At 68.8% G+C, this 26,872-nt stretch carries 22 protein-coding genes and 1 other RNA gene; 6 read left to right on the top strand and 17 right to left on the bottom strand.

Translation table 11 applies throughout. From position 1 onward, the window contains the following. Position 1: 1 nt before the first annotated feature. Positions 2–1,045, bottom strand: a complete 1,044-nt coding sequence (gene recA / locus ACNI65_RS24715) for a recombinase RecA (RefSeq protein ID WP_416760113.1) — start codon at positions 1,043–1,045, stop codon at positions 2–4. 317 nt (positions 1,046–1,362) lie between these two features. On the opposite strand from recA, the gene ACNI65_RS24710 reads away from it, so the two are divergent. Both ACNI65_RS24710 and ACNI65_RS24705 read left to right on the top strand, forming a co-directional pair. Further along, positions 1,363–2,034: a response regulator gene (locus ACNI65_RS24710; protein ID WP_416760112.1), complete on the top strand. Its 672-nt coding sequence runs from the start codon at positions 1,363–1,365 to the stop codon at positions 2,032–2,034. A 59-nt stretch (positions 2,035–2,093) separates the two neighbouring features. After that, the gene (locus ACNI65_RS24705) at positions 2,094–3,599 is read left to right on the top strand and encodes a sensor histidine kinase (RefSeq protein ID WP_416760111.1); all 1,506 of its coding nucleotides are present in this window, start codon (positions 2,094–2,096) and stop codon (positions 3,597–3,599) included. On the opposite strand, the gene rodA is transcribed toward ACNI65_RS24705, so the two are convergent. The 6 genes from rodA to ACNI65_RS24675 all read right to left on the bottom strand — a co-directional run bounded on the left by rodA (position 3,600) and on the right by ACNI65_RS24675 (position 9,540). Continuing rightward, on the bottom strand, positions 3,600–4,754 hold the full coding sequence (rodA, locus tag ACNI65_RS24700) for a rod shape-determining protein RodA (RefSeq protein ID WP_416760109.1): 1,155 nt from the start codon (positions 4,752–4,754) through the stop codon (positions 3,600–3,602). It lies immediately after the preceding gene. Beyond that, positions 4,751–6,814 (bottom strand): penicillin-binding protein 2, encoded by a 2,064-nt coding sequence (gene mrdA, locus ACNI65_RS24695; protein ID WP_416760107.1) that lies wholly within the window; start codon positions 6,812–6,814, stop codon positions 4,751–4,753. Before mrdA ends, rodA begins: the two co-directional genes overlap by 4 nt. Before the next feature lie 22 nt (positions 6,815–6,836). Then, a complete protein-coding gene (mreD, locus tag ACNI65_RS24690) occupies positions 6,837–7,358 on the bottom strand; it encodes a rod shape-determining protein MreD (RefSeq protein WP_416760106.1) in 522 nt (173 codons plus the stop codon). After that, positions 7,355–8,320: a rod shape-determining protein MreC gene (gene mreC / locus ACNI65_RS24685; protein WP_416760105.1), complete on the bottom strand. Its 966-nt coding sequence runs from the start codon at positions 8,318–8,320 to the stop codon at positions 7,355–7,357. Before mreC ends, mreD begins: the two co-directional genes overlap by 4 nt. Before the next feature lie 40 nt (positions 8,321–8,360). Then, positions 8,361–8,442, bottom strand: a non-coding RNA gene (locus tag ACNI65_RS24680) — sX9 sRNA. Positions 8,443–8,496: 54 nt separating this feature from the next. Next, positions 8,497–9,540, bottom strand: a complete 1,044-nt coding sequence (locus tag ACNI65_RS24675; RefSeq protein WP_091731851.1) for a rod shape-determining protein — start codon at positions 9,538–9,540, stop codon at positions 8,497–8,499. Positions 9,541–9,899: 359 nt separating this feature from the next. Between ACNI65_RS24675 and gatC the strand changes: the two genes are divergently transcribed. From gatC to gatB, 3 genes are read left to right on the top strand one after another with little or no spacing between them, the layout of a single operon-like run. Then, positions 9,900–10,199 (top strand): Asp-tRNA(Asn)/Glu-tRNA(Gln) amidotransferase subunit GatC, encoded by a 300-nt coding sequence (gene gatC, locus ACNI65_RS24670; RefSeq protein WP_416760102.1) that lies wholly within the window; start codon positions 9,900–9,902, stop codon positions 10,197–10,199. Continuing rightward, a complete protein-coding gene (gene gatA, locus ACNI65_RS24665) occupies positions 10,196–11,698 on the top strand; it encodes an Asp-tRNA(Asn)/Glu-tRNA(Gln) amidotransferase subunit GatA (RefSeq protein ID WP_416760100.1) in 1,503 nt (500 codons plus the stop codon). The genes gatC and gatA overlap by 4 nt, the downstream gene beginning before the upstream one ends. A gap of 5 nt (positions 11,699–11,703) precedes the next feature. Continuing rightward, positions 11,704–13,158 (top strand): Asp-tRNA(Asn)/Glu-tRNA(Gln) amidotransferase subunit GatB, encoded by a 1,455-nt coding sequence (gene gatB / locus ACNI65_RS24660; RefSeq protein ID WP_416760098.1) that lies wholly within the window; start codon positions 11,704–11,706, stop codon positions 13,156–13,158. A 71-nt stretch (positions 13,159–13,229) separates the two neighbouring features. On the opposite strand, the gene ACNI65_RS24655 is transcribed toward gatB, so the two are convergent. The 3 genes from ACNI65_RS24655 to ACNI65_RS24645 all read right to left on the bottom strand — a co-directional run bounded on the left by ACNI65_RS24655 (position 13,230) and on the right by ACNI65_RS24645 (position 17,114). Next, positions 13,230–13,964, bottom strand: a complete 735-nt coding sequence (locus ACNI65_RS24655; protein ID WP_416760097.1) for a hypothetical protein — start codon at positions 13,962–13,964, stop codon at positions 13,230–13,232. Further along, the gene (gene pyrE, locus ACNI65_RS24650) at positions 13,964–14,653 is read right to left on the bottom strand and encodes an orotate phosphoribosyltransferase (protein ID WP_416760095.1); all 690 of its coding nucleotides are present in this window, start codon (positions 14,651–14,653) and stop codon (positions 13,964–13,966) included. Before pyrE ends, ACNI65_RS24655 begins: the two co-directional genes overlap by 1 nt. Positions 14,654–14,855: 202 nt before the next feature. After that, a complete protein-coding gene (locus ACNI65_RS24645; protein ID WP_416760093.1) occupies positions 14,856–17,114 on the bottom strand; it encodes a TonB-dependent receptor in 2,259 nt (752 codons plus the stop codon). A gap of 365 nt (positions 17,115–17,479) precedes the next feature. Here ACNI65_RS24645 and ACNI65_RS24640 point away from each other — a divergent pair, with 365 nt between their 5' ends. Next, positions 17,480–18,265 (top strand): exodeoxyribonuclease III, encoded by a 786-nt coding sequence (locus ACNI65_RS24640; protein WP_416760092.1) that lies wholly within the window; start codon positions 17,480–17,482, stop codon positions 18,263–18,265. Positions 18,266–18,353: 88 nt separating this feature from the next. Here ACNI65_RS24640 and ACNI65_RS24635 read toward each other — a convergent pair whose 3' ends face one another. The 7 genes from ACNI65_RS24635 to ACNI65_RS24605 all read right to left on the bottom strand — a co-directional run bounded on the left by ACNI65_RS24635 (position 18,354) and on the right by ACNI65_RS24605 (position 26,860). Beyond that, positions 18,354–19,334: a Bug family tripartite tricarboxylate transporter substrate binding protein gene (locus ACNI65_RS24635; RefSeq protein WP_416763700.1), complete on the bottom strand. Its 981-nt coding sequence runs from the start codon at positions 19,332–19,334 to the stop codon at positions 18,354–18,356. A gap of 42 nt (positions 19,335–19,376) precedes the next feature. After that, positions 19,377–21,464 carry a diguanylate cyclase domain-containing protein gene (locus ACNI65_RS24630; RefSeq protein WP_416760090.1) on the bottom strand — a complete coding sequence of 696 codons (2,088 nt, stop codon included), beginning with the start codon at positions 21,462–21,464 and terminating at the stop codon, positions 19,377–19,379. Continuing rightward, positions 21,461–23,548 carry a diguanylate cyclase domain-containing protein gene (locus tag ACNI65_RS24625; RefSeq protein WP_416760089.1) on the bottom strand — a complete coding sequence of 696 codons (2,088 nt, stop codon included), beginning with the start codon at positions 23,546–23,548 and terminating at the stop codon, positions 21,461–21,463. The genes ACNI65_RS24630 and ACNI65_RS24625 overlap by 4 nt, the downstream gene beginning before the upstream one ends. A 133-nt stretch (positions 23,549–23,681) precedes the next feature. Then, positions 23,682–24,968, bottom strand: a complete 1,287-nt coding sequence (locus ACNI65_RS24620) for a solute carrier family 23 protein (RefSeq protein WP_416760088.1) — start codon at positions 24,966–24,968, stop codon at positions 23,682–23,684. 329 nt (positions 24,969–25,297) lie between these two features. Then, the gene (locus ACNI65_RS24615) at positions 25,298–25,933 is read right to left on the bottom strand and encodes a TetR/AcrR family transcriptional regulator (protein ID WP_416760087.1); all 636 of its coding nucleotides are present in this window, start codon (positions 25,931–25,933) and stop codon (positions 25,298–25,300) included. A 66-nt stretch (positions 25,934–25,999) separates the two neighbouring features. Then, positions 26,000–26,260: a hypothetical protein gene (locus ACNI65_RS24610; protein WP_416760085.1), complete on the bottom strand. Its 261-nt coding sequence runs from the start codon at positions 26,258–26,260 to the stop codon at positions 26,000–26,002. An 18-nt stretch (positions 26,261–26,278) separates the two neighbouring features. Then, positions 26,279–26,860 carry a hypothetical protein gene (locus ACNI65_RS24605; protein ID WP_416760084.1) on the bottom strand — a complete coding sequence of 194 codons (582 nt, stop codon included), beginning with the start codon at positions 26,858–26,860 and terminating at the stop codon, positions 26,279–26,281. Positions 26,861–26,872 lie beyond the last annotated feature (12 nt).

Raw genomic sequence — 26,872 nt, 5'->3', positions numbered from 1 at the left:
CTTATTCAGCGTCGCTGGTCGCGCCGCCCAGCAGCGGGATGCCCAGCGAGTCGCGGATCTTGTTCTCGATCTCGACCGCCAGATCCGGGTTCTCACGCAGGAACTCGCGGGCGTTGTCCTTGCCCTGGCCGATCTTCTCCCCGCTGTAGGCATACCAGGAGCCGGCCTTCTCGACGATCTTGGCGGTGACGCCCATGTCGATGATCTCGCCCTCGCGGCTGATGCCTTCGCCGTACAGGATGTCGAACTCCGCCGTCTTGAACGGGGGCGCGACCTTGTTCTTCACGACCTTGACCTTGGTCTCGGAGCCGATGACCTCCTCGCCCTTCTTGATCGAGCCGATGCGGCGGATGTCGAGGCGGACCGAGGCGTAGAACTTCAGCGCGTTGCCGCCGGTGGTCGTTTCCGGGCTGCCGAACATGACGCCGATCTTCATCCGGATCTGGTTGATGAAGATGACGGTGCAGTTGGTCTTCTTGATGGTGGCGGTCAGCTTGCGCAGCGCCTGGCTCATCAGGCGGGCCTGCAGGCCGGGCAGCGCGTCGCCCATCTCGCCCTCGAGTTCCGCCTTGGGCGTCAGCGCCGCGACCGAGTCGATGATGATCAGGTCCACCGAGCCCGAACGCACCAGCGAGTCCACGATCTCCAGCGCCTGTTCACCGGTGTCGGGCTGGCTGATCAGCAGTTCCTGCAGGTTCACGCCCAGCTTCTGCGCGTACTGGACGTCCAGCGCGTGTTCGGCGTCGATGAACGCGCACACGCCGTCCAGCTTCTGCATCTGGGCGATGACCTGCAGCGTCAGCGTGGTCTTGCCCGAGGATTCCGGCCCGTAGATCTCGATCACCCGGCCGCGCGGCAGGCCGCCGACGCCCAGCGCGATGTCCAGGCCCAGCGATCCGGTGGAGACGACCTGGATGTCCTCGATCTTCTCGCCTTCGGCCAGCCGCATGATCGAGCCCTTGCCGAACTGCTTTTCGATCTGGGCGAGGGCGGCCTGCAGGGCCTTGGCTTTTTCGGTGTTGGCGTTCTTCACGGGGGCGTCCATGCAATCTTCTCCTGTTGGGCTGCGGCGGATTATGGCGCAATCTGTATATCTGTACAGTACTTTGTCGAACGGGCCGATCCGCGTGGCGGCTTGCTTGAGGTCCGATGCAGCCATCTTAGGCAGCGGGTGGCTCATGGGATGAGCCAGCACGGCGCGATCCCACCGATTTCCACCATCAGCGGGAGACCTCCCCCGACGAACCTGTCGCGGGCCTGACCCGACGCCCCCTGACGGGTGCCCTCGCATGGCTCGGAAACGCCTAGGGAACACGCGCAGGCGGCTCCCTAGAATGTCTCCATAACCAGAGGGGACGACACATGCGCATCCTGATCGCCGAAGACGACCAAGTCCTGGCCGACGGCCTGCTGCGCTCCTTGCGCGCATCGGGCTGCGCGGTGGACCAGGTCGGCAGCGGCAGCGAGGCCGACGCGGCGCTCGCGTCGCATGAGTTCGACCTGCTGATCCTGGACCTGGGCCTGCCCAAGCTGCACGGGCTGGAGGTGCTGCGGCGGCTGCGCTCGCGGGGTTCCTCGCTGCCGGTGCTGATCCTGACCGCGGCCGACAGCATCGAGGAACGGGTCAAGGGGCTGGACCTGGGCGCGGATGACTACATGGCCAAGCCGTTCTCGCTGCAGGAACTGGAGGCGCGGGTGCGCGCGCTGACGCGCCGCGGCCTGGGCACCGCCTCCAGCGTGATCCGTCATGGACCGCTGACCTTCGACGCCACCGGACGCGTGGCCTACATCAACGAGCAGATGGTGGAGTTGTCGGCGCGCGAGCTGTCCTTGCTCGAGGTGCTGCTGCAGCGCGCCGGCCGGCTCGTCAGCAAGGACCAGCTCGTCGAGCGCCTGTGCGAGTGGGGCGAGGAGGTCAGCAACAACGCGATCGAGGTCTACATCCACCGGCTGCGCAAGAAGATCGAGCAGGGGCCGATCCGCATCGCGACGGTGCGCGGCCTGGGTTACTGCCTTGAGAAGATCCCGGGCTGAGCCCGCTCGGCGATTGGCGCGCCCTTCCGTTCTGACCCCGCATCACGACCGCACGCGGCATGGCGTCTGAATCGTCCGGCCATCGCTCGCTGTTCGGCGAGATCCTCGACTGGATGCTCGCGCCGCTGCTGGTCATCTGGCCGATCAGCGTCGCGCTGACCTGGCTGGTGGCCCAGGGCATCGCCAACAAGCCGTATGACCGCGAGCTGGACGAGATGGCGCGTACGCTGGGCCTGCAGGTCGTGACCGAGCCGGCGCCCGGCGACGCGACCACGCGCAAGGGGCGTTCGAGGTATGCGCTCGCGCCCGAGGCGGCGGCGCTGCTGCGCGCCGACGAGACGGACACGGTCTATTACCAGGTGCTGGGTCTGCGCGGGGAACTGCTCAGCGGCGACGCGCTGCTGCCGGTGCCCGAGGTGGAGCCCCCCATCGTGCCGTGGGAGGTCAACCGGCGCTTCGACGAGGTGAACAACGAGGCGGTGCGGGTGTCCTACCTGTGGGTGGTGCCCGAGGGGATGGCCGGCGGCGACAAGATGATGCTGGTGCAGGTCGCGGAGACGCTGGGCAAGCGCTCGCGGCTGACCAACGAGATCATCAAGGGCGTGATCCTGCCGCAGTTCGTGATCCTCCCGCTGGCGGTGCTGCTGGTGTGGCTGGCGCTGGCGCGCGGCATCGCGCCGCTCAACGACCTGCAGCGGCGGATCCGCTCGCGCGACAGCTCCGACCTGAGCCCCATCGATGAACAGCGCATCCCGGACGAGGTCGCGCCGCTGGTGCAGGCGATCAACGACCTGCTGGAGCGGCTGGACCAGTCCATCCGGGCGCAGAAGCATTTCCTGGCCGACGCGGCGCATCAGCTCAAGACGCCGCTGGCGGGTCTGCGCACGCAGGCCGAGTTGGCCCAGCGCGAGATCGACGAGGGCCGGAGCTCGCCGGCGGAGCTGCGCCGCTCGCTCAAGCAGATCGCGGTCTCGAGCCAGCGCGCGGCGCACATGGTCAACCAGTTGCTGGCGATGGCGCGGGCCGAGGACCAGGAGCACGCGGCGCGGCGCAGTGAGGTGAACCTCGCGGTGCTGGCGATCGAGACGGTGCGCGACTTCGTGCCGCGCGCGATGGAGAAGCGGCTGGATCTCGGGTACGAGGGACCGGAGGCGAGCCAGGCGGGGCTGCGGATCCACGGGCATCCGCTGCTGATCCGCGAGCTGATCCGCAACCTGGTCGACAACGCGTTGCTGTACACGCCCAGCGACGGGACGGTGACGGTGCGTGTCGTCGAGGATCCGTTCGGACAGGTGTGCGTGCTGCAGGTCGAGGATTCGGGGCCGGGCATCGCGGAGGCGGAGCGCGAGCAGGTGTTCCAGCCGTTCTATCGCGCGTTGGGCACCAACGTCGATGGCTCGGGCCTGGGTCTGGCGATCGTGCGCGAGATCGTGCAGCAGCACGACGCGGAGATCTCGGTGGACGACACCCGCGCGCGGCGTCAGGCGGAGGCCGATGGGGGCGGTCCGGGCGCGCGCTTCACGGTGCGCTTCGCCGCGCATCCGCTGGCGAGCGGCGGGAGCTGATCACCGCTGCGTGCCCCCGCGGCTCTTCGCGATCGACATCAGCATGCCCAGCGACAGCCCCAGCGTCACCATCGCCGTGCCGCCGTACGAGATGAACGGCAGCGGCACGCCCACCACCGGCAGGATGCCGGTCACCATGCCCATGTTCACGAACACGTAGGTGAAGAAGCTCAAGGTGATCGCGCCCGCCAGCAGCCGCGAGAACAAGGTCGGCGCCTCATGCGCGATCGCCAGTCCGCGCAGGATCAGCGCCGTGAATCCGATGAGCAGCCCCGCAGCGCCGATCAGCCCGAACTCCTCGCCATAGGCCGCGAAGATGAAGTCGGTCGTGCGTTCCGGGATGAACTCCAGGTGCGTCTGCGTGCCCTTCATGAAGCCCTTGCCCGTCACGCCGCCCGAGCCGATCGCGATCTCGCCCTGGATGATGTGGAAGCCCTTGCCCAGCGGATCCTTCGTCGGGTCCAGCAGCGTGCACACGCGGTCCTTCTGGTACTCCTTCAGCACCACCCATTTCACGTCGGGCTGACAGATCTGATCCTCGCTGAAGACCAGCGCCGTGATGCCCGCGCCGGCCAGCACCAGCGCCGGAATGATCAGCTTCCAGGACAGCCCCGCGAAGAAGATCACGTAGAGCCCCGCCCCCAGCACCAGCAGCGAGGTGCCCAGGTCCGGCTGCTTGGCGATCAGCCCCACCGGTACCACCAGCAGCACGAACGCGGCGATGAAGTCGGGCAGGCGCAGCTGACCCTCGCGCTTCTGGAACCACCAGGCCAGCATCAGCGGCACGGCGATCTTGAGCATTTCCGAGGGCTGGATCACCACACCGATGTTGAGCCAGCGCGTCGCGCCCTTCTTGCTGATGCCGAACAAGGCCACCGCCACCAGCAAGGTGACACCGATCCCGTACAGCGGCAGCGCCAGCTGCATCAGGCGCTGCGGCGGCACCTGCGCCGTCACGAAGAGCACGCCCATCGCCAGCACCATGTTGCGCGCGTGATCGACGAAGCGCGTGCCGTGGTCGTAGCCCGCCGAATACATGCACATCAGGCCCAGGCCCATCAGCCAGGCCATCGCGAGCAGCAACGGGACGTCGAAACCCTGGAACAGCGGCTTCACGCGCTGCAGCAGGCTGGGTTTGCTGAAGACGGCGCTCATCGTGAGGCTCCCAGGTTGCGGCGCGGCGCGGACGCTGCGGCGTTGCCAGTGGCCGCCGGGGCGCTCGAAGCGCTCGAAGCCCCTGAAGCCGCGGATTCCGGCGCGCTCGCGGCGGCGCCCGGCAAGGCGATGTCCTCGACGCGGCGCGGCGTGCCGATCGGCGCGCCGACCTGGCCCACGCGCACCTTGGCGATGTCTTCCTCGCTCGGATACGTGCCCGTGAGCACGTAGTCGAACACGCGACGCGCGATCGGCGCGGCCGATTCGGAGCCGAAGCCCGCGTTCTCCACGATCAGCGCCAACGCGATCGTCGGCGCCTGATAAGGCGCGAACGAGATGTACAGCGAATGGTCGCGCTTGCGCTCGTCAGCCTTGATGCTGCTGTACGTCTGACCCGCGCGCAGGCCCACCGCCTGCGCCGTGCCGGTCTTGCCCGCGCTCTGGTACTGCGCGCCCGCGAACACCATCCGCGAGGTGCCTTCCAGCGTCACGTCGTGCATCGCGTTGCGGATCACGTCCACGTCGGCCTTGCGCAACGCCAGCGGCGACAGCGCGTCGCTGGCGGTGCGGCGCTGGGCATGCTTGACCACGTCCTCGATCTCACGCACCAGACGCGGCCGATACCGTTCGCCGCCGCTGGCCAGCGTGGACATCGCCGTGGCGAGCTGCAGCATCGTGAAGTTGTTGTAACCCTGGCCGATGCCCAGCGAGATCGTCTCGCCGGCGTACCATTTCTGCTGCTCGGGGCGCTTGTAGGCGCGGCGCTTCCACTCGGTGCTGGGCAGGATGCCGGTGACCTCGCCCAGCAGGTCGATCTCGGTCTTGCGGCCGAAGCCGAAAGGCTCGAGCTGGTCATGGATCATGTCCACGCCCATCTCGTTGGCCAGCGAGTAGAAGTAGACGTTGGACGAGGTGACGATCGCCAGCCGCATGTCCTTCGCGCCGGCACGGTCGCCGGTGGCGCTGCCGAAGACGCGCCCGCCGAAGCTGTAGGTCAGGTTGTCCTGCACGACGACGTTCGCCGCGCGCTTGCCCGTGTTCAGCGCGGCCATCGCCATGTACGGCTTGAAGGTCGACCCCGGCGGATAGGTGCCACGCAGCGCGCGGTTGAGCAGCGGCTTGTCGATGTCCTCGTTGAGCTCCTTCCAGCTGTCGGCGTCGATGCCGTCGACGAACAGGTTGGGATCGAAGGTCGGCTTGGAGACGAAGGCCAGGACCTCGCCATTGCGCGGATCCATCGCCACGAGCGCCCCGCGGCGCTCGCCGAAGAGACGTTCCACCAGCGCCTGCAGCTTGATGTCGATGGACAGGTGCAAGGTGTTGCCCGGCGTCGGCGGCCGGTTGCGCAGCCGGCGCACGGCGCGGCCGCCGGCGCTGGTTTCCATTTCCTCGAAACCGGTCTGGCCGTGCAGCTCGCGCTCATAGGCCTGTTCCAGGCCGAGCTTGCCGATGTACTCGGTGCCGCGGTAGTTGGCGACGTCCTCCTCGGACCAGTCGTCCATGGCCTTCTTCTCGGCCTGGTTGATGCGGCCGATGTAGCCCAGCAGATGCGCGCCGACATCGCCCAGCGGATAACTGCGGAACAGCCGCGCCTTGATGTCGACGCCGGGGAAGCGGAAGCGCTGCGCGGCGAAACGGGCGACCTCGGTGTCGGTGAGTTTCGTGCGGATGGGCAGCGACTCGAAGTTCTTGCTTTCCTCCATCAGCCGCTTGAAGCGGCGGCGGTCGCGCGGCTGGATGTCGATGACAGCGGTCAACGCGTCGATCGTGCGTTCCAGGTCGGGCACCTTGGAGGGCGTGATCTCCAGCGTGTAGGCCGAATAGTTGCTCGCCAGCACCACGCCGTTGCGGTCCACGATCAGGCCGCGGTTGGGCACGATGGGGACGACGGAGACGCGGTTGATCTCGGCGCGCTCGAGCAGCGCGTCGTGCTGCGTGATCTGCAGGTAGACCAGCCGCGCCACGAGCAGGCTGAAGCAGAACAGGACGAAGATCGCCGCCGCGACCAGCCGCAGCCGGAATCGGCTCAGCTCCGCCTGGAGGTTCTTGATGACCGTCATCGCGGGCCTGTCCTGGGCGCGCTCAGAGCGGGCGGTGCGCGTCGGGATCCGGCGCGCGGCGCTGCGGCGCCAGCAGCAGGGCGGCGGCGATGGGCCACAGCGCGGCCTGCAGCAGCGGCGCGAGCACCAGACCCCAGCCTGGCCACATGCCGCCCACCATCAGGCGCACGATCACCGCGATCGCGGTGGCCAGCACGAACAGCGGCAGCACATGCAGCGCCTGCGCGCCCAGCGAGAACCACAGCAGCCGGCGATGCAGCGCGACCGCGCCGAAGGCCAGCAGGCTGTAGGCCAGCGCGTGCTGACCCAGCAGCGCGCCGTGGTGCACGTCGATCATGAGACCGAACACGAAGGCCCAGCCCACGCCGACGCGGCGCGGCTGATGGACGTTCCAGAACACGAGCACCAGCGCCAGCACGTCCGGCATCCAGGGCTGGCGCCCGACGGGGACCATGTCGATGAGCAGGCCGACGATCAGGCTGAAGGCGATGAACAGGGGGTTGGCGGGCAGCAGCAGCTGGCTCGCGCCGCGGGGCATGATCATCGGTTGCCTCCCTTGGGCGCGGACGCGGCGGCCGGGCGTCTCGGACGGGCCTCGGCGGCGGCGGCGCTCGCGGCGCTGGCGGCTTCCTGCGCGGCCTCGGAGCGCGCGTCCTCCTGGCCCTGGAGCGGCTCCAGCACCAGCACGTGACGGGCGTTGTCGGGCTGCGCGACGGGCGCCAGGCCGACGCGCGCGAAGCTGGTGTCGCCGCGGCGCTCGACCTCGGCGACCTTGGCCACTGGCAGTCCCGGCGGATAGAGGCCGTCCAGGCCCGAGGTGGCGAGCGCGTCGCCGGCCTTGATGTCGGCGTTGGCGGCGATGAAGCGCAGCTCCATCACGCCGCGTTCGCCGCCATAGGCGACGCCGCGCTGCTGGGTGCGGGTGTTGAGCACGGGAATGGTGGCGTCGCGGTCGGTGAGCAGCGTGACCTCGGCGGACAGCGGATAGACGCGAGTGACCTGGCCGAGCACGCCGGCGTCGTTCACCACGGGCGCGCCGAGCCGGACGCCGCGATGGCTGCCGCGGTCGATCACGATGCGGCGGGAGAAGGGATCGGGCGCCTCGTAGAGGACCTCGGCGGCGAGGCCCTTGACGGGCAGCGCCTCGCGCAGGTCGAGCAGGCCGCGCAGGCGGGTGTTCTCGGCCTGCAGCTGCGCGGCGCGACTGAGGATCACGGCTTGCGAGGCGAGCTGCTGGCGGGCCTGGTTCTCCGCCTCGGTGGCCTTTTCCATGCCTCGGGCGTAATCGCCGGCCTGTTCCCAGGCGTCGACGGGCGCGAGCAGCGCGCGTTGCAGCGGATGCAGGGCGAGGGCGAGGCCGGCGCGGGCGGGTGCGGTGATCTGGAAGCGGGAGTCCGCGACCATGAGGAAGACGGCCAGGGCTGCGCAGAAGGCCAGTTTCGTCAGCGCGGACGGGCCTTCGCGGAACAGTGGTGGCGGATTGCGATCCAGGGTGCCGAGCGGCATGAGAGGGATCTCAGACTTTCAAGAGACCGACGACAACGCTTGTTGACAACCTATCGGCCGTAGCGAGCGGGTGTCAGGCTAGGCGGACGGACCGGAGGAACCGGAGCGTACTTCCTGTACGTGAGGATTCCGAGGACCGCCCAACGACGCCTGACGCCCGCGCAGTAGGCCCGCTCTTACTCGTTCGTGAAGATGGAGCCGAGGCGTTCCATGCGTTCGAGCGCCATGCCGCAGCCGCGCACGACGCAGGTCAGCGGGTCTTCGGCGACCAGGACGGGCAGGCCGGTTTCCTCGGCCAGCAGGCGGTCCAGGTCGCGCAACAGCGCGCCGCCGCCGGTCAGCATCATGCCGCGCTCGGCGATGTCGGCGCCCAGTTCCGGCGGGGTCTGCTCCAGCGCGTTCTTCACGGCCGAGACGATCTGGTTGAGCGGGTCGGTCAGCGCTTCCAGGATCTCGTTGGACGAGATCGTGAAGCTGCGCGGCACGCCTTCGCTCAGGTTGCGGCCCTTCACTTCCATCTCCTTGACCTCGGAGCCAGGGAAGGCCGAACCGATGTTCTTCTTGATCGCTTCCGCGGTCGGCTCGCCGATCAGCATGCCGTAGTTGCGGCGGATGTAGTTGATGATGGCCTCGTCGAACTTGTCGCCGCCGACGCGGACCGAGCCCTTGTAGACCATGCCGCCCAGCGAGATCACGCCGACCTCGGTCGTGCCGCCGCCGATGTCGATGACCATCGAGCCCGACGCTTCCGACACCGGCAGCCCGGCGCCGATCGCCGCGGCCATCGGTTCCTCGATCAGGTAGACCTCCGAGGCGCCCGCGCCCAGGGCGGCGTCGCGGATGGCGCGCTTCTCGACCTGGGTCGAGCCGCAGGGCACGCAGATGATGATCCGGGGCGAGGGACGCAGCAGCTTGGTGTCGTGCACCATCTTGATGAACTGCTTGATCATCTGCTCGGTGACCACGAAGTCGGCGATCACGCCGTCCTTCATCGGGCGGATCGCCTCGATGTTGCCGGGCACCTTGCCCAGCATGGCCTTGGCTTCGTGGCCCACGGCCTGGATCGTCTTCTTGCCGTTGGGACCGCCTTCATGACGGATGGCGACGACGGACGGTTCGTCCAGCACCACGCCTTTTCCGCGGACGTAGATCAGCGTGTTGGCGGTGCCCAGGTCGATGGCGAGGTCGGTGGAGAAATAGCGGCGCAGGGAGGCGAGCATGTGTGTGGGCTAGGCCAGGACAAAACGCTTCGGCACCTGGAGCCGCCAGTCAACGTCGAACTACACGCAATCGGCGGCATTCGACGGCATCAGGCGGCGTTCGTCTGCGTTCTGTCCGGGCGGCTGCGATTCGGGGCGATTCGGGTCGGGTAACCGCGCGGACCGGCGGCGTCCGCGCGAGCGAGATTCCTTGCCATAAGCAACGAGGCTGCAATGCAGCCCCGGCGCCATGGAGATAAGCGGGGATAATAACTGATCACCCCCTGGTTTGGCCCCTCTGCAAGCCCTCCGTCAGCGTTCGTCGAATGTTTCGCGCGCCCGGCGGACCGCTTGCCCGACCGGCCTTCGAAGACATTCCCATGGCACTCACCCAAGACGACGTCAGCCGGATCGCCAAACTGGCCCGGCTGCAACTTTCCGGCGACGAGCAGGCCGCCCTGCTGCCGCAGCTCAATGGCTTCTTCTCGATCGTCGAGCAGATGAGCGCGGTCGACACCAGTGGCGTCGATCCCCTCTACACGCCGCTGTCGGCGGTCCAGGAAGTGGCCCTGCGGCTGCGCGAGGACCGCGTCACCGAAACCGACCAGCGCGCGCTCAACCAGCGCAGCGCTCCCGCCGTCGAGGACGGCCTGTTCCTGGTCCCGAAAGTCATCGAATGAGCGCGCCCCTGCATCACCTCGGCGTGGCCGAGCTCGGCCGCGCCTTGCGCGCCAAGACGGTCTCCAGCACCGAACTGACGCAACATCTGCTTGCGCGTGTTGCCGCAGCGAAGGATCTCGGCGCGTTCCTGCACGTCGATGAAGCCTACGCGCTGAGCAGGGCCAAGGACGCCGACGCGCGCCTGGCCGCCGGCGAGGGCGACCAGCCCGGCGGCGCGCTGATCGGCGTGCCGCTCGCGCACAAGGACATCTTCGTCACCCGCGACATGCCGACCACGGCCGGATCGAAGATGCTCGAGGGTTACCTGAGCCCGTTCGACGCCACCGTCGTCGAGCGGCTCAATGCCGCGGGCACCGTGTCGCTGGGCAAGCTGAACTGCGACGAGTTCGCCATGGGTTCGGCCAACGAGAACAGCGCCTACTTCAAGGCGCTCAACCCCTGGGACCGCTCGCGCGTGCCGGGCGGCTCGTCGGGCGGCTCGGCCGTCGCGGTGGCGGCGGGCCTGGTGCCCGCCACGACTGGCACCGACACCGGCGGCTCAATCCGCCAGCCGGCCAGCTTCTCGGGCATCACCGGCATCAAGCCGACCTATGGCGTGTGCTCGCGCTACGGAATGATCGCGTTCGCGTCCAGCCTGGACCAGGCGGGCGTGTTCGCCCGTTCGGCCGAGGATTGCGCGCTGCTGCTGTCCACGATGAGCGGCTTCGACGAACGCGACGCCACCAGCGTGCAGCAACCGCCGCAGGACTTCGGCGCGCAGATGCTGGCCGCGCGCGACGGCGCCAGCCCCTCGCAACCGCTGAAGGGCCTGCGCATCGGCCTGCCGCGCGAGTTCTTCCCCGCCGCGCTGTCCTCGGACGTGAACGCGGCCGTGCGCGCCGGTCTGGCGGAGCTGGAGAAGCTGGGCGCCACGCTGGTGGACGTGTCGCTGCCGCGCACCGAGCTCGCGATCCCGGTCTACTACATCATCGCCCCGGCCGAGGCGAGCTCGAACCTGTCGCGCTTTGACGGCGTGAAGTTCGGGCACCGCGCCAAGGACTACGGCAACCTGATCGACATGTACGAGAAGACCCGCGCCGAGGGCTTCGGCGCCGAGGTCAAGCGCCGGATCATGATCGGCAGCTACGTGCTCTCGCATGGCTACTACGACGCGTACTACCTGCAGGCGCAGAAGCTGCGCCGCATGATCGCCGACGACTTCCAGCAGGCCTTCCAGCACTGCGACCTGATCGCCGGCCCGGTCGCGCCGACGGTGGCGTGGAAGCAGGGCGAGGGCGCGGACGATCCGGTCAAGGCCTACCTGGCCGACATCTTCACGCTGCCGGGCTCGCTGGCCGGCCTGCCCGGCATGAGCGTGCCGGTGGGCACCGGCGACGGCGGCATGCCGGTGGGCCTGCAGCTGCTGGGCAACTACTTCAAGGAAGGCACGCTGCTGCACGCCGCGCATGCGCTGCAGCAGGCCACCGACTGGCATCGCCAGACGCCGGTGGGGGTGTGAACGTCATGAGCAAGAACAGCAAACTGGTGCGGGGTTACGAGGTCGTGATCGGCCTGGAGAACCACGTCCAACTCTCGACCGAATCGAAGATCTTCAGCGGCTCGTCGACCGCGTTCGGCGCGGCGCCCAACACGCAGGCCAGCGCCGTGGACCTGGCGCTGCCGGGCACGCTGCCGGTGCTCAACCGCGGCGCCGTCGAGCGCGCGATCCGCTTCGGCCTGGCCGTGGGCGCGAAGGTCGCGCCGCTGTCGATCTTCGCCCGCAAGAACTACTTCTATCCGGACCTGCCCAAGGGCTACCAGATCAGCCAGTACGAGATCCCCGTCGTGCAGGGCGGCACCATCGAGTTCTTCGTCGGCGACGAGAAGAAGACGATCCGGCTCACGCGCGCGCACCTCGAGGAAGACGCCGGCAAGAGCCTGCACGAGGACTACCACGGCCAGTCGGGCATCGACCTGAACCGCGCCGGCACGCCGCTGCTGGAGATCGTCTCCGAACCCGAGATGCGCTCGGGCGCCGAGGCCGTCGAGTACGCGAAGACGCTGCACGCGCTGGTGATGTGGCTGGGCATCTGCGACGGCAACATGCAGGAAGGCTCGTTCCGCTGCGACGTGAACGTGTCGGTGCGCAAGCCCGGCGAGCCCTTCGGCACGCGCCGCGAGATCAAGAACCTGAACAGCTTCCGCTACCTGGTCGACGCGGTGAACTACGAGGTCAACTGGCAGATCGACCAGATCGAGGACGGCCTGGAGATCCAGCAGGCGACCGTGCTCTACAACCCGGACACCGGCGAGACGCGCTCGATGCGCACGAAGGAAGACGCGGCGGACTACCGCTACTTCCCCGACCCGGACCTGCCGCCGCTGATGATCGGCGCGGACTGGGTGGAGCGCGTGCGCGGCGAGATGCCGGAGCTGCCCACCGTGATGGCCGCGCGCTTCCAGGACGTCGACGGGCTGCCCGCCTACGACGCGACGATGATGACGCAGAGCCTGGCGATGGCGCGCTTCTATGAAGCCGCCCGCGAGCTGTGCGGCGCGCCCAAGCTCGTGGCGAACTGGCTGATGGGCGAGGTCTCGCGCCGGCTCAACACCGAGGAGCGCGACATCGAGAGCGCCCCGGTGAGTCCGGCCCAGCTCGCGACGCTGGTGCAGCGCATCCAGGACGGCACGATCAACAACAACTCGGCCAAGCAGGTCTTCGAGGCGCTGTGGACCGGTCAGGGCAGCGAGGTCGACGCGATCATCGACGCCAAGGACCTGAAGCAGTCCAACGACACCGGCGAGATCGAACGCATCCTCGACGAGGTGCTGGCGGCCAACGCCAAGTCGGTCGAGGAGTTCCGCGCCGGCAAGGAGAAGGCGTTCAACGCGCTGGTCGGCCAGGTGATGAAGGCAGCCAAGGGCAAGGCCAATCCGGCCACCGTCAACGAGCTGCTGAAGAAGAAGCTGGGCGCCTGATCCTCAGGCCCCAATGAACAACGCCGGTGGAGCGATCCACCGGCGTTTGTCGTTTCAGGGTCTTCGGCGGCTCAGCGTCCGCTGGCCGGCAGCGCCTGGGTGGGCGGCTTGTCGAGCTTCTCCAGCGAGCCCGGCGCCGCGCCCGCCCACAGGCGCTTGAGCTTGGCCAGCTCCTCGTCGTAGATCCTGTTCACGCGCACCATCTCCGCCTTCTGGTTCTCGATGGATTCGCGCTGCGCGGCCGCCGCGGCGTCGTTCATGTCGATCTGATGCTGCAGCTTCATCGGGACCCGCTTGCCCTTGTAGAACTCGGCCTCGTCCATCATCGGCTTGCGCTCGACGGACAGGGCCTGCAGGCGCTTCTCGGACTGCTGCATCGCCTCGCGGATGTCGTCCAGCGCGGCCTCGCGCGCGCGCTGGTGCGCGGCCTGATCGGGGTAGCGCTGCAGCAGGTTGCGGTCACGCCGCATCGCGTCCTGCTGCGCGGCCCGCTGCACGTCTTCCTGACGCTTGCGCTGGTCGGCCGCGGTCTGCTCCTCGGGCGACATCGCCGGCGGCAGCGTCTTGCGCATCGAGCCGTCGGAGTTCAGCACGCGCTGCTCGCGGGTCTGGCACTCGGGAATCGGCCGGTCGGAGGTGACGCGGCGGCCGTCCGGGGTCGTGCACATGTAGATGCCACCCGACGTCGGATTCTTCGCCTGCGCCCACACGGCGCCCACCGGCGCGAGCGTCAGGGTCAGCAGGGCGGCGCCCGCGACGGACGCGGCCGATCGGGACAGCTGGCGGCGAGAGACGGGAGGACGCATCAGACTCCGTAACGGTCTCGGTAGGCATGGACCGCCGCCGCGTGAGCGGCGACGGCGCTGCTGCTGGTGGTTTGCAGGTACTGGAGCAGGTCGGACAGGCCCGCGATGGCCACCACCGGCAGCTTCAACTGGTCACGCACGTACTGTACCGCCGACCACGGCAGGTCCTGTCCGTTCTCGGCCGCCTTCTCCTGGCGGTCCAGCGCGATGGTCACGCCGCAGGGCGTGGCGCCGGCGGCCTGGATCATCGCGATCGATTCACGCACCGAGGTGCCGGCGGAGATCACGTCATCGATGATCAGCACGCGGCCCTGCACCTTGGCACCGACCAGCGTGCCGCCCTCGCCGTGGTCCTTGGCTTCCTTGCGGTTGTAGGCGAAGGGCTTGTTGTGGCCCAGGCGCGCGAGCTCGATCGCGACGGCCGCGGCCAGCGTGATGCCCTTGTAGGCGGGGCCGAAGATCATGTCGAACTCGACGCCCGAGGCCAGCAGGCGCTTGGCATAGAACTCGGCCAGCTTGCCGACCTTGAGCCCGTCATCGAACAGGCCGGCGTTGAAGAAATACGGGCTGAGGCGGCCCGCCTTGGTCTTGAACTCGCCGAAGCGCAGCACGCCGGCGTCGACGGCGAAGGCGACGAAGTCCTGGGCCAGGGCGTCCTGGGAATCCTGGCGGGAAGCGGCGGTGGTCATGGGCGGCGCGACGTCGAGACGTGACAGTGAAACTGGGGCGGAATTGTAGGGCGCCGGTCGCGGCCACCCCGTGGGTGACACAACGTGTCATGTCGCCTGAATCCAGCCATTCAAGCAAGAAGAAGGCCTGCTCCGTTGCCGGAAGCAGGCCTGGAATTTGCAAGGCGGCCCGCGGGCCGCTGCAGGGTGTCAGCTCAGCCGATCAGAAGATCGCCTTGAACTGCACGCCGTACGTGCGGGGATCGTTGATGAAGCCCGTGTTGTTGTTGAAGTCGATCGCGCCGGTGACGCGGATCTGGTTCGTGATGTTGCGGACGAAGGTCGCGGCCTCGTACTTGCCGTTGCCCCAGACGTAACCCACGCGCAGGCCGCCTTCGGTCAGCGCCTTGCCGGTGAACTCCTTGGCCTCATACAGGAAGAAGTTGACCTTCGAGCGGTAGGCCCAGTCGGTGTAGATGTAGAACTCGTTGCCCGCGGCGGTCGGGATCGAGTAACGCGCGGTCAGGTTGGCCACCCACTTCGGCGCGTTCGGCAGCGGATTGCCGTCGATGCTGTAGTTGGTCGTCGACCCGGCGATCAGCGGATCCGTCATCGTGCAGCCACCACCGCAAGCGGGCAGCGACAGGCTCGGGTCCTTGATCTTGGTGTTGTTCAGGCTGCCGCCGACGGTGATCAGCAACTGATCGACCGGCAGCACCTCCAGGTTCAGCTCGACGCCGTTGCCCGTGGCCTTCTTGGCGTTGAGCAGGCGGTTGGCGTTGTTCTGGCCGCCGACCGCGGTCAGCTGCAGGTCCTTGACCGTGTAGGTGAAGGCGCTGGCCGACAAACGCGCGCGACGATCCCAGAAGTCCGACTTCACGCCCACTTCGTAGGACGTGACGTTCTCAGGCGCGGCCTGCGACTGGCCGGCGAAGCGCGACGCGCCCTGCACCGACGACGCGCGGAAGCCCGTGGCCACGCGGGCGTACAGGTTGGTTTCCTTGGTCACGGCGTAGGTGCCCGACACGTCCCAGTTCCACTTGGAGTCGCCGGTGTTGGCCGAGACGCCGGTGCTGGTGTTCAGGTCGGTGTAGCTGCTGGTGACGGCCACGTCCTTCTTGTCGTGCGTGAAGCGCAGGCCGCCACGCAGCTGGAAGTCGCTGGTCACGGCGTAGTTCACCGAGCCGAAGGCCGCCCAGGCGGTGTTCTTCTGATAGGTGTCGACGTAGCCGGCGGCCGCGCCGGTGGCGGTCGTGTAGTCGGTGCTGCGCGCGGTGTAGCGCTCGTCGAAGAAGTACAGGCCGCCTTGCCAGCGCAGCGGGCCCGCCGCGGCGGACTCGACGCGGAACTCCTGCGTGATCTGGCGATGGCCGCTCATCGAGCTCGAGGACTCGGCCGGGAAGGTCGCCTGGCCTTCCTGCGTGTAGGGCTTGGCGCCGAAGTAGACGTAGCCGCCGTCGACGTCGCCGCGGCTGAACGGGCGCACCGACTCGTAGCCGGTGATCGAGTACAGGTTGATCGCGCCCAGGCCCCAGCGCAGGCGCGCGCTGCCGCCGGTGGCGTGCAGGGTCTGCTCGTTGACGCCGTCGGTGTAGGCCTTCTCGGGGTCGAAGCCGTCGATGAGGTCGTTGGTGCCGGTCTTGATGATCGACGAGCGGAACAGGCGGGCGCTGCCCTTCAGGTCACGGCCGTGGAAGTTGAACAGCGCGCTGAAGTCCTTGTGCGGCTGATACAGGGCCTGCAGGCGCAGGGCGCGGTCGTCATAACCTTCCATCTCGCCGGTCTTGCCGGTCGGGACCTGGTTCTTGACCCAGTCGTCGCGGTGCTGGACCTGCGCCGAGATGCGGGCGGCCCAGTCGCCGGTCAGCGGCACGTTGGCGGCGCCTTCCAGGCTCATCGTGCCGTAGTTGCCGTAGGAGACGTTCAGATAGCCTTCCTGGCGCTGCGACGGCTTCACGGAGTCGAACTTCACCACGCCGGCCGGCGTGTTGCGGCCGTACAGCGTGCCCTGCGGGCCGGCCACGACTTCCACGGCGGCCAGGTCGAAGGCGGGGAAGCCCTTCAGGATGGGGTTCTCCTGCACGACGTCGTCATAGACCAGCGAGACCGGCTGCGAGGCGTTCAGGCGGAAGTCGGTGTTGCCGTAGCCGCGGATGTAGAAGCGCGGGAAGGCACGGCCGAACGACGATTCGATGTTCAGGCTGGGCACGCGGCCGGACAGGAAACGGATGTCCTGGCCGCTGGAGTTCAGCACGTCGAGCTTCTCGCCGGAGATCTTCGTGACCGCGTTCGGCACTTCCTTGATGTTCTCGACACGGCGCTCGGCGGTGATGGTCACCGTCTGCAGCTGGCCCTTCTCGGCGGGCGCGGCGTCGGTGGCCTCCTGGGCCAGCGCGGGCCAGGCGAGCAAGGCCAGCGACACGGCCGCGGCGGCCTCACGCAGGGCCGGGACGGCGGCGCGCTGGGTGGCGATTCGATTCATGGAAAAACTCCGGGGAAGGATGAGAAACCGGGGGGAATCCGACCAGGCACTCGGGGGGTGACCCGGTGTCGCAGACGGCAAAAATGTGGGCGCAGGTCAGCGCGGTGGACGCGAATCTAGCAAGTTCGTCATAAACACGTCACCCTGCGCACCAGCTCGGTGCGTTTTGTGTTGCCCAAACACCGCACCCTTCCGAGGGTCGCCCGAATGGGCGTCGACGGCGCACGGCGCGGGCGGTAGCTGGTGCGCCGCTGCCCGGCCTCGGCGCGCCGCCAAGGCGCTCCCAGGCACGCTCCTCCTCGCCCGCTGCTGCCAAGCCGGGAACGCGGCTTTGCGATACTGCCGCCCTCTTTCAGGGTCCCTCCATGCGCTTCATCACCCTCAACCTCAACGGCATCCGCTCGGCCGCCACCAAGGGCGCCTTCGACTGGCTCGCGCCGCAGCAGGCCGACGTGCTCGGCGTCCAGGAACTGAAGGCGCAAGCCGACGTCGTCGAGTCGCAGTTCGCCGGCTACGACAAGCTCAGCGGCCACTTCCATTACGCCCAGAAGAAGGGCTACTCGGGCGTGGGTCTGTACACGCGGGAGACGCCCAGCGACGTGATCGTCGGCTTCGGCAGCAGCGAGTTCGATCACGAGGGCCGCTGGATCGAGAAACGCTTCGACAAGCCCGGGCGCAAGCTCAGCCTGATCAGCTGCTACTTCCCCAGCGGCTCCAGCGGCGAGGAGCGCCAGGCCGCCAAGTTCCGCTTCCTGGCCGAGATGTACCCGTACCTGATGGCCCTGCGCGCCGAGCGCGAGTTCATCCTGGTGGCCGACGTCAACATCGCCCACAAGGAGATCGACCTCCGCAACTGGAAGGGCAACCAGAAGAACAGCGGCTTCCTGCCCGAGGAACGCGCCTGGATGACACGGCTGCTGGAGCAGGACGTGGGCCTGGTGGACGTGTTCCGCACGCTCAACGACAAGCCGGACCAGTACACGTGGTGGAGCAACCGGGGTCAGGCCTGGGCGAAGAACGTGGGCTGGCGGCTGGACTACCACCTCGCCACGCCCGGCATGGCGCACCTGGCCACGCGCGAGTCGATCTACCTCGACCAGCGCTTCAGCGACCACGCGCCGCTGACGATCGATTACGACTTCAAGATCTGAGGTCGAGGCAGCGAGCTTGTCGACGAGCCCTCACCCCCACCCCTCTCCCGCTCCGCGGGCGAGGGGAGTCTGAGGGCCAGCGGCCGCGTCAGTCCACCTTCGCGCCCGAGGCCTTGACCACCTTCGCCCATTTCGCCGTCTCGCTCGCGATGAGCGCGGCGAACTCGGCGCTCGATCCGCCGCCGGGCACCGCGCCCTGCGCGGCCAACCGCTCCTTCATCACCGGCGTGGCCAGGGCCTTGGCCGCCTCCCGCTGCACGCGCGCGACCTGATCCGCCGGTTGCGAGCTCGGCGCCAGCAGCCCGAACCACGACGAGGCCTCGAAGCCCTTCAACTCCGGCACGCCGCTCTCCGCGATCGTGGGCAGGTCCGGCAGCGCCTCGCTGCGCCGCGCGCTCGTCACCGCGATCGCCTTCAACTTGCCCGACTTGATGTGCGGCATCGCCGAGGGCAGGTTGTCGAACATCAGATCCATGTTGCCCCCCATCAGGTCGAGCAGCGCCGGCCCGGACCCCCGATAGGGGAAATGGATCATGTAGGTCCCGGTCAGGCTCTTGAAGAGCTCCCCCGCCAGATGGATCGATGTGCCGTTGCCGCTGGAGCACATGTTCAGCTTGCCCGGATTGGCCTTGGCCACGCGGGCCAGGTCGGCCACGCTGTTGATGCCGTACTTCTGCGCGTTGGCCGGATTCATCACCAGCACGTTGGGCACCGCCGCCACCAGCGTGATCGGGCTGAAGTCCTTGACCGGGTCGAAGGGCATCCTCGGATAGAGCGACTGGTTGATCGCATGCGTGCCCACCGTGCCCATCAGCAGGCTGTGGCCGTCGGTCGCATGCGCCACGTCGGCCGAGCCGGTGTTGCCGCCCGCGCCCGGCTTGTTCTCGACGATCACCGGCTGGCCCAGCGCCCGCTGCAGCTCCGGCGCCATCGCCCGCGCCATCAGGTCGGTCGTTCCCGCCGGCGGGAAGGGCACCACGATGCGGATCGGCCGTGATGGCCACACCGATTGCGCCCGGGCCCCGCCCGACAGCGCCGGAAGACAAACCATCGAGGAAAGCGCGAGCATCGCGCGTCGATTCAGGCTCATGTCGTCTCCTTCGTTGTGTGCTCAGGCGGCGGCTTCAGGCACCTCCGGGGGCTCGGGGCCCAAGATGGTCTGCAGCTGCACGCGCTCGGACGTGCAGGCGGCATCGAAGTCCGCCTCGATCTGGATCAGCGCCTGCGCGTCGCCCGCGGCCACCGTCACGATGCCGCGCGCGCGGTTGCGCCCCTGCGACTTCGCCGTGTAGAGCGCCATGTCCGCCCAGTTCACCGCCTGCTCCCAATGCAGCGCGAGCTGCGCCGGCGGGAGCGGGAAATGCGCGAAGCCGATCGAGCACGTCACGCGCAGCGCGCCCGCGGGCGTCTGCACCGGCTGCTCGCCGACGATGAACAGGATGCGCTCGGCCAGCAGCTGCAGCTGGTCGGGCGCGACGTTGCGCGCGAAGACGAGGAATTCCTCACCGCCCCAGCGCACCACGAGGTCCTCGGAACGGACCGCCTGCGCGATCCGGCGCGAGACCTCCACGATCACCGCGTCCCCGGCCGCATGCCCGTGCCGATCGTTGACGTGCTTGAAGTGATCGATGTCGATCATCAGCAGCGCGCCGGTGAACATGTCCTTCGCATGCCGGTCCATCACGGCCAGGAAGTGGCGGCGATTGGCCAGGTCCGTCAGCGGATCGCGCTCGCTCTGCGCGCGCAACAGATGCTGATTGGCCTTGAGCTTGCGGTTGGCCTCGCGCACGCGGGCCAGCATCACGAACATCAGGATCAGCGACAGGCCCAGCAGCACCGCCAGTCCCACGCCCACGTACTGCGCCAGCCGCCGGTTGCCGAGCTCGCGATCCTTGAGCGTCTGCTCGCGGCGCAGCAACTCGAGGTCGCGCTGCTTGGCCTCGCTGTCGTACTTCAGGCGCAGCTGCTGCAGCGAGGACTCGCGGTTGCGGCGCGCGGTCTCGGCGCTCAGCGCGCGCTCCTCGTGATAGAGCCGCAGGGATTCCTTCCACTGCCCGACCGACGCGTACGCCTCGCCCAGCTCGCGCAGCTGCAGCGCGCGGCGCACCGGGTCGGCATCGCCCTGCGCGAGCTCGAGCACGCGCGCGATCTCGCGCTTGGCGGGCTCGAACTGCCGCTGCTGCACCAGCGCCACCGACAGGTTGTGGCGCAACGTGCGCTCGACCGTCTGGTCGTTGTAGGACTGCACGACCGGCAGCGCCAGGCGCGCGAGCTTCACCGCCTTGGCCGACTGGTCGGTGTGGATGTAGGCGTCGATCAGGTTGTTCTGCAGCAGCGCGACGTCACGGCGCGCGCCGGACTGCTCAGCCAGTCGCAGCGCGTCCTCGAGCGCGCTCATCTGCGCGCCGCGGTCGCCTCGCCGCGAGGCCACCATCGACTCCACCATCTTGGCGCGGCTCATCGACGACACGTCGCCCTGCGACAGCTGCCACGACTGCGCCAGCCACTGCTGCGCGGCCGCGGGTTCATCGCGGATCTGGCTGTTCAGCGCCAGCGAGCCCATCAGCGAGCTGGTGGCGCTGTGGTCCTGCAACGCCTGCGCCAGGGCCAGCGCGCGCCGCAACGCGCTCTCGGCGAAGGCGTACTCGCCGCGAGCGCCCTTCGCGCGGGCGATGGTGCGCAACGCCTGGATCGCCAGGCGCGCGTCGCACTCCGGCGGCAGCGCCTGGTTCGGCAGGACCGGACAGGCGGGCGAGATCTCGTCGAGCGCCTGCTGCGCCATCTCGCCCGCGCGCCCGATCTGGCCCAGGCGATCCTGGAGCTCGGCCAGCAGCACGCGCGACATGACCCGGCCACCGGGCTTGGCCTCCAGCTCGGCGGCGATGCGGCGCGCGGCGTCAGGGTGACCGGCATCGACCTCGTTGCGGCCGATCGAGTATTCGATGCGCAGCCGTTGCGCCGCATGCGCCGGATCGGCGAGCAACGCGCGCAACTGCTGCCCGACCTTGTCGGGCTCGTTGTAGCCGAAGCGATCCAACTGGGCGAGCTGCGCGTCCAGCGCGCGATCGGGGTTCTCCGCGCGCGCAGCGGCCGGCAGCAGGCTGGCCGTGGCCATGAGCAGCGCCGCGAGCGACGAGACGAGCCGGGACGCGATCGCCGCGATCGACGTGTTCATCGAAGACAGCAGACGCCGCGTCATGCGCGTCCTTCCTGCACCGGGCCGAGCAGGCTCACGAGCTGGACCTGTCCCTGATGCCAGGCAGACTCGATGCGTCCGGCCAGCGCGAGCAGCTGATCGTGGTCCTTGGCCTGCATGGCGGCGACGCCATAGGCCTTGTTCCGCCCATGCGCCTTGGCCATGTACATGACGGTGTCGACGAGGTCGATCGCGCGTTCCCATTCCAGCGTCAGGTCGTGCGGCGACATCGGGAAGCTGGCGAAGCCGATGGACGCGCTGATCGGGATGCGCAGCGGGCCGTGATCGACCGGCTGCCCGCCCATCTGGTCCAGCAGGCGCTGGCCGAGCACGCGCGCATCCTCGGTGGACTCGGAGTTCACGAGGATCAGGAATTCCTCGCCGCCCCAGCGCACGACGAGGTCCTGCTCGCGCAGCACGCCGCGCAGCCGTCGTGCGACCTCCACGAGCACCGTGTCGCCGGCCGCGTGGCCCCACTGGTCGTTCACGCGCTTGAAGTGGTCGATGTCGATCAGGAACAGGCTGCCGCGCAGCCCGCCCTCGCGCGTGCGTTGCGCGATGGCCTGCTGGAAGTGGCGCCGGTTGGCCAGCCCGGTCAGCGGGTCGCGCTCGCTCTGCACGCGCAGCGATTCGTTGGTCTGCGCCAGCGCCGCATTCGTGCGGCGGATGCGGCGATAGGCCAGCGCCAGCAGGGCGCCCGACAACAGCACGCAGCCGCCGACTTCCGCCCACAGCTTGAGCTGCAGGTCGCGGGTGAGGATCTGCTCGGCCTTCAGGCTGTTGTCCTGGTTGAGCAGGCGGATCTCGCGCTGGCGCTGCTGATCCTCGAAACGGGCCTGCGCCTCGAGCACCGCCTTGCGCGTCTCGTCGCGCAACACGGCGTCGAATTCCTTGCGTGAGCGATGGAAGGCGTCGACCGCGCCGGCCAGGTCGTCGAACTTCTCGAGGTAGCCGCCCAGCTCCAGCCACGCCTCGGCGGTGTAGCTGCCGGCCTCGCGCTGCGCGTCCATCGTGATGGCCTGGAACACGTCGCGCTTGCCCTCGTCGAGCTTCTTCAGCCCGATCTTGGCGATGCCCATGTTGTGCCGCGCCAGGATCTCGGTGGAGATCTCGCCGCCCTCGTGCGCCAGCGCCAGGCTCTGCGTGGCCATCTCCAGCGCCCGCGCGTAGTTGCCGCTGCGCAGCTCGTAGTCCGCGAGGTTGCCCAGCGCCAGCGCCTGCAGCCCGGGCGCCTGCGCCTCGCGCGCGTACTGCAGCGCCTGCTCGCGGGCCTGCTGGCTGAAGCGCGGGTCCTCGTCCTGCGAATGCACGATGCCCAGGATCGTGTGGACCGTGTACATCAGCACCGGGTCCGGGTCCTGCTGCGCCACCGTCAGCGCGTCGCGCGCGGTGCGCGTCGCGTGGTCGAACTGCTGGCTGCGGAAATAGTTGAACGCGAGCGTCGCCTCGGTCGTCGCGGCGCGCCAGCGCGCGTCCATCGCGCGCGCTTGCTCCAACGCCTTGAGCCCGCTTTCCACCGCCGCGTCGACCTCGCCGTAATCGCCCTGCATGTAGGCGCGCAGCTCGGTGGCTCGCCACAGCAGCCGCTTGTCGGCGGTCGCCAGGTCGATCTCCGACAAGCCGCCCAGCAGGCGCACCCCGGCGCCGAGCTCGCCATTGGCCTTGAGCCACTGCGCGCGCGCCAGCATCAGCGCGAGCGGCACCTGCGCGCGCGCCGGCGAGGCCTCGGGCCAGGCCTTCATCGTCTCGATCGCCGCCTCGTGGCCGCTGCGGTCGCGCAGTTGCGCCAGCAGCGCGGTGCGCAGGCTCAGCGCCTCGAGCCGCTCGGCGCTGCCCGGCGCCGCCCGCGATTCGATCGCCTGCAGCTCGCGGATGTGCTCGCGCGGATGCGCCTGCGCGATGCGCTCCTGCTGTTCGAGCTCGGCCTGCAGCGCGCGATCCTGGACGCCGGACGACGTCTTGGCGCGCGTCTCGGTGTCGCCGCCCTGCGGGCCGCAGCCGCTCAGCAGCGGCGCCGCCAGACCGCAGGCGAGGGCCAGCATCGCCGCGCGCGCAAGCAAGCCGACCGCGCTTGGCGGCGACTTCAACGGATCCCTTGCTCGCGACAACCCAACCATGCTCATCGTGCTGATGCCGTGTTGTACGTCTCGTTACGTGTTGATCGATCCACCGGATCGCGGGAAGCGTGCACGAGTTGGCGCCCGGGCACGCGGCGTGGGGTCAGTCCGTGCGCGTGGGCCTCAGCACCGCGTGCAGCAGGATGGCGCCGAAGGTCGCGGTCCCGATGCCGCCCAGGGTAAACCCACCCAACTTCAGCGTGAAGTCACCCGTGCCGATCACCAGGGTGATCGCCGCCACCATCAGGTTGCGCGGATCGCGGAAGTCGACCTGATGGTCGACCCAGATGCGCGCGCCCGCGATCGCGATCAGGCCGAAGACGACGATGCTCACGCCGCCCATGACGGCCAGCGGGATCGCCTGGATCAGCGCGCCGAACTTCGGCGAGAAGCCCAGCAGCAACGCCATCACCGCCGCGATCACGAACACCGCCGTCGAGTAGATCCGGGTGGCGGCCATCACGCCGATGTTCTCGGCGTAGGTCGTGACGCCGGTGCCGCCGACCGCGCCGCTGGCGATCGTGGCGAGGCCGTCGCCGACGAAAGCCCGGCCCAGGTACGGCGACATGTCGCGGCCCGTCATCGCGCTGACGGCCTTCAAGTGGCCGAGGTTCTCGGCGACCAGGATCAGCGCGACCGGCGCGATCATCAGCATCGCCGAGCCGTCGAAGACCGGCGCATGGAACTGCGGCAGCCCGATCCACGCCGCGGCTGCGACCTTGGACAGATCGATCGGTGTGCCCAGCCCGAAGCCGTTGGTGAGCAGCGCATAGATCAGGCTCGCCTGGATCAGCCCGGCCAGGATCAGCAAGCGCTGCAGCATGCCGCGTGCGTAGACCGCGACGACGGCGACGCTGACGAAGGTCGCGGCCTGCATCCATGCGTCGAAGGGCGTCGGCGCCATGTTCTTGATCGGCACCGCGGCGAGGTTCAGGCCGATGACGGCCACGACGGCACCGGTCACCACCGGCGGCATGAGCCGTTCGACCCAGCCGCTGCCGGTGGCCGAGACCACGAGCCCGATGGCGGTGTACAGCACGCCGCACGCGATGATCCCGCCCAGCGCCATCGGCAGGTTGGGATTGGGGCCGCTGCCGGTGTAGCCGGTCGCGGCGATGACCACGCCGATGAACGCGAAGCTCGAGCCGAGGTAGCTCGGCACGCGGCCGCCGGTCAGGAAGAAGAAGAGCAGCGTGCCCACGCCGCTCATCAGCACGGCGACGTTGGGATCGAAGCCCATCAGCAGCGGCGCCAGCACGGTGGCGCCGAACATGGCGATCACGTGTTGCAGGCCGAGCGCCGCGGTCTGCGGCCAGGACAGGCGTTCATCGGGAGCAATCGCCTTCTCGGGGCCGACGGTCACGGGCCGCCAGCGCATCAACCACGCCATGGACTTTCCTCAATGGGACAAGCCGCCGAGTGTACGGAGGGCGCATGGCGACGCCACTCCGGCTTATCCCGTGACCGGGTGGCTCAGAAGAGCACCATGTCGCGGTTGTGCCGCGGCAGCATGCGCAGCAGACGCCGCCAGGAGGCCCAGGCGCGCCACAACGCGCCGCCGGTCAACACGCTCAGGATCAGCAGGATGGTCATGGGGAAACTCCTTCAGGCAACAGGATCAACAGGAAAAACTGCATCGGGCACGCGGGGCGCAAACTTTCGCACGAGCGTGCGAAATACAGGGAAACAAGCGGGCTGAAGAACGTCATGTCGTCGGCCTCAGGGGGTGAGTGAAGGGGCGGCGGGCAACGAGGCCCCGAGCCGCAGTGGCGCCATCAGGCGGGTGTAGCTGGTCCAGGCCCGGTCGACCGCATCCGGCGTGCGCAGGAAGCGGACCTCGCGGACCAGCGCGGTGAACAGCCCGTCGAGCTCGAAGATCAGCTGGTCCAGGTCGGTGTCCTCGCGCAGCTGACCGGCGTCCAGCGCCTGCACGAGCGTGCGCCGCAAGGTCGATCGCCAGCGACGTACGCCGTCCAGCAGCCGTTCGCGCATCGCGTCGTTGTCGCGGTCGTCGTACTCGAAGGCGCCGGCCACGTAGAGGCAGTTGCCATGCGGCCCGTCGACGCGGCGCAGCCACGCGCGCACCATCGCGTCCAGCCGGGGCAGTCCGCGCGGCTCGCGCAGCGCGGGGAGGATCACGTCCTGCTGGAAGGTCTTCTCGAAAGCGTCCAGCACCGCGGCCTGCAAGGCCTCGCGCGAACCGATGCGCGAGAACACGCCGCTCTTGGACAGGTTCAGCCGCTTGGCGACCTCGCCGATGGACAGGCTGTCCAGCCCATCCAGGCGCGCCATTTCCAGCGCGACATCGACGATGGCGCTCTGCGTCAGCTCGCTGCGGGCGGTCTTGGCTTCCATGCGGCGCAATTTAGCACGGTCGTGCGAACAGCGCTGACGGCCTCAATGGCGGGGACGGCGGCCGGGTTATTCGTCGGCTTCCTCGGGCGCATCGCCGACGAACCCACCCTCGCCTTCGTTGCCTTCGCTGCCCGCCACCGGCGGGCGTCCACGGCGCGGCGCCGGCGACAGCGCCGGCTTGATGCCGCGCCGCTTGAGCGCCTCGCGCAGCAGCAGCTCGATCTGCGCATTCGATGAGCGCAGCTCGATCGCGGCCAGGCGCTCGATCTCCTCCCACAGCGCGGGATCGAGCCGCAACGGGAACTGCTTCTTGCCGGGACTGCCCATCGTCGCGTCGCTCCGTCGTCAGCGACCGGGCCGGCGTTGCGGCGCGCGCGATCTCGGGCCGGCCACCGGCGCGGCGGTCTTCGGCAGCGTGAAGCTGCGTCGCAGCTCGATCACCCACACCGTCAGCGCCGCGACCCACACGACGCCCACCCCGATGGGCAACGCGTCCGGCACCGCCCAGTGCAGCGTGGACGCCATCACCATCGCATGGCCGCCGGCCTGCACCGCGAGGATCAGCAGCCCCAGCGGCCACAGCGCGCGCGTCAGACGCGCCAGCGTCGCTTCGCGTCGCTCGGGGGCGAGCCAGTAGTCCTTGTTGGGCAGGTTCAGCCCGAACTGCAGATGGCGCGCGATCAGCGCCACGCCCCAGGTGCACATCCACGGCGCGAGCACGCTGTGGAAGAGCGTGATCGCGAGGTAGGCGTCGCGGCTCCAGGTCTTGCCGCCATGGTGTTCATCGACGACCACCGCCGGCAGCCAGTCCGCGGACACCACGACGAACACCAGCTGCGCGACCCAGGCTGCGAGGAACAGGACCTTCCATGGCGTCCAGCCGTTGTCCGCCGCGGTCGAGTGCGCGGCTTGTCTTGGCGTGTTCATGTCGACGGCCTC

Source organism: Roseateles sp. So40a, from assembly GCF_048081605.1.
GTDB lineage: Bacteria > Pseudomonadota > Gammaproteobacteria > Burkholderiales > Burkholderiaceae_C > Roseateles.
The sequence above is the reverse complement of the archived record's forward strand: the minus strand, read 5'-3'. Positions and strand labels throughout refer to the sequence as shown.

Coding starts and splice junctions, on each gene's coding strand:
- ACNI65_RS24675 (WP_091731851.1), bottom strand. CDS start 9,540: ATGCTCGCCTCCCTGCGCCGCTATTTCTCCACCGACCTCGCCATCGAC.
- mrdA (WP_416760107.1), bottom strand. CDS start 6,814: ATGACGGTCATCAAGAACCTCCAGGCGGAGCTGAGCCGATTCCGGCTG.
- ACNI65_RS24655 (WP_416760097.1), bottom strand. CDS start 13,964: ATGCGTCCTCCCGTCTCTCGCCGCCAGCTGTCCCGATCGGCCGCGTCC.
- ACNI65_RS24620 (WP_416760088.1), bottom strand. CDS start 24,968: ATGGCGTGGTTGATGCGCTGGCGGCCCGTGACCGTCGGCCCCGAGAAG.
- ACNI65_RS24630 (WP_416760090.1), bottom strand. CDS start 21,464: ATGACGCGGCGTCTGCTGTCTTCGATGAACACGTCGATCGCGGCGATC.
- ACNI65_RS24640 (WP_416760092.1), top strand. CDS start 17,480: ATGCGCTTCATCACCCTCAACCTCAACGGCATCCGCTCGGCCGCCACC.
- mreD (WP_416760106.1), bottom strand. CDS start 7,358: ATGATCATGCCCCGCGGCGCGAGCCAGCTGCTGCTGCCCGCCAACCCC.
- gatB (WP_416760098.1), top strand. CDS start 11,704: ATGAGCAAGAACAGCAAACTGGTGCGGGGTTACGAGGTCGTGATCGGC.
- ACNI65_RS24645 (WP_416760093.1), bottom strand. CDS start 17,114: ATGAATCGAATCGCCACCCAGCGCGCCGCCGTCCCGGCCCTGCGTGAG.
- gatA (WP_416760100.1), top strand. CDS start 10,196: ATGAGCGCGCCCCTGCATCACCTCGGCGTGGCCGAGCTCGGCCGCGCC.
- ACNI65_RS24710 (WP_416760112.1), top strand. CDS start 1,363: ATGCGCATCCTGATCGCCGAAGACGACCAAGTCCTGGCCGACGGCCTG.
- pyrE (WP_416760095.1), bottom strand. CDS start 14,653: ATGACCACCGCCGCTTCCCGCCAGGATTCCCAGGACGCCCTGGCCCAG.
- ACNI65_RS24605 (WP_416760084.1), bottom strand. CDS start 26,860: ATGAACACGCCAAGACAAGCCGCGCACTCGACCGCGGCGGACAACGGC.
- mreC (WP_416760105.1), bottom strand. CDS start 8,320: ATGCCGCTCGGCACCCTGGATCGCAATCCGCCACCACTGTTCCGCGAA.
- recA (WP_416760113.1), bottom strand. CDS start 1,045: ATGGACGCCCCCGTGAAGAACGCCAACACCGAAAAAGCCAAGGCCCTG.
- rodA (WP_416760109.1), bottom strand. CDS start 4,754: ATGAGCGCCGTCTTCAGCAAACCCAGCCTGCTGCAGCGCGTGAAGCCG.
- ACNI65_RS24615 (WP_416760087.1), bottom strand. CDS start 25,933: ATGGAAGCCAAGACCGCCCGCAGCGAGCTGACGCAGAGCGCCATCGTC.
- ACNI65_RS24635 (WP_416763700.1), bottom strand. CDS start 19,334: ATGCTCGCGCTTTCCTCGATGGTTTGTCTTCCGGCGCTGTCGGGCGGG.
- ACNI65_RS24705 (WP_416760111.1), top strand. CDS start 2,094: ATGGCGTCTGAATCGTCCGGCCATCGCTCGCTGTTCGGCGAGATCCTC.
- ACNI65_RS24610 (WP_416760085.1), bottom strand. CDS start 26,260: ATGGGCAGTCCCGGCAAGAAGCAGTTCCCGTTGCGGCTCGATCCCGCG.
- gatC (WP_416760102.1), top strand. CDS start 9,900: ATGGCACTCACCCAAGACGACGTCAGCCGGATCGCCAAACTGGCCCGG.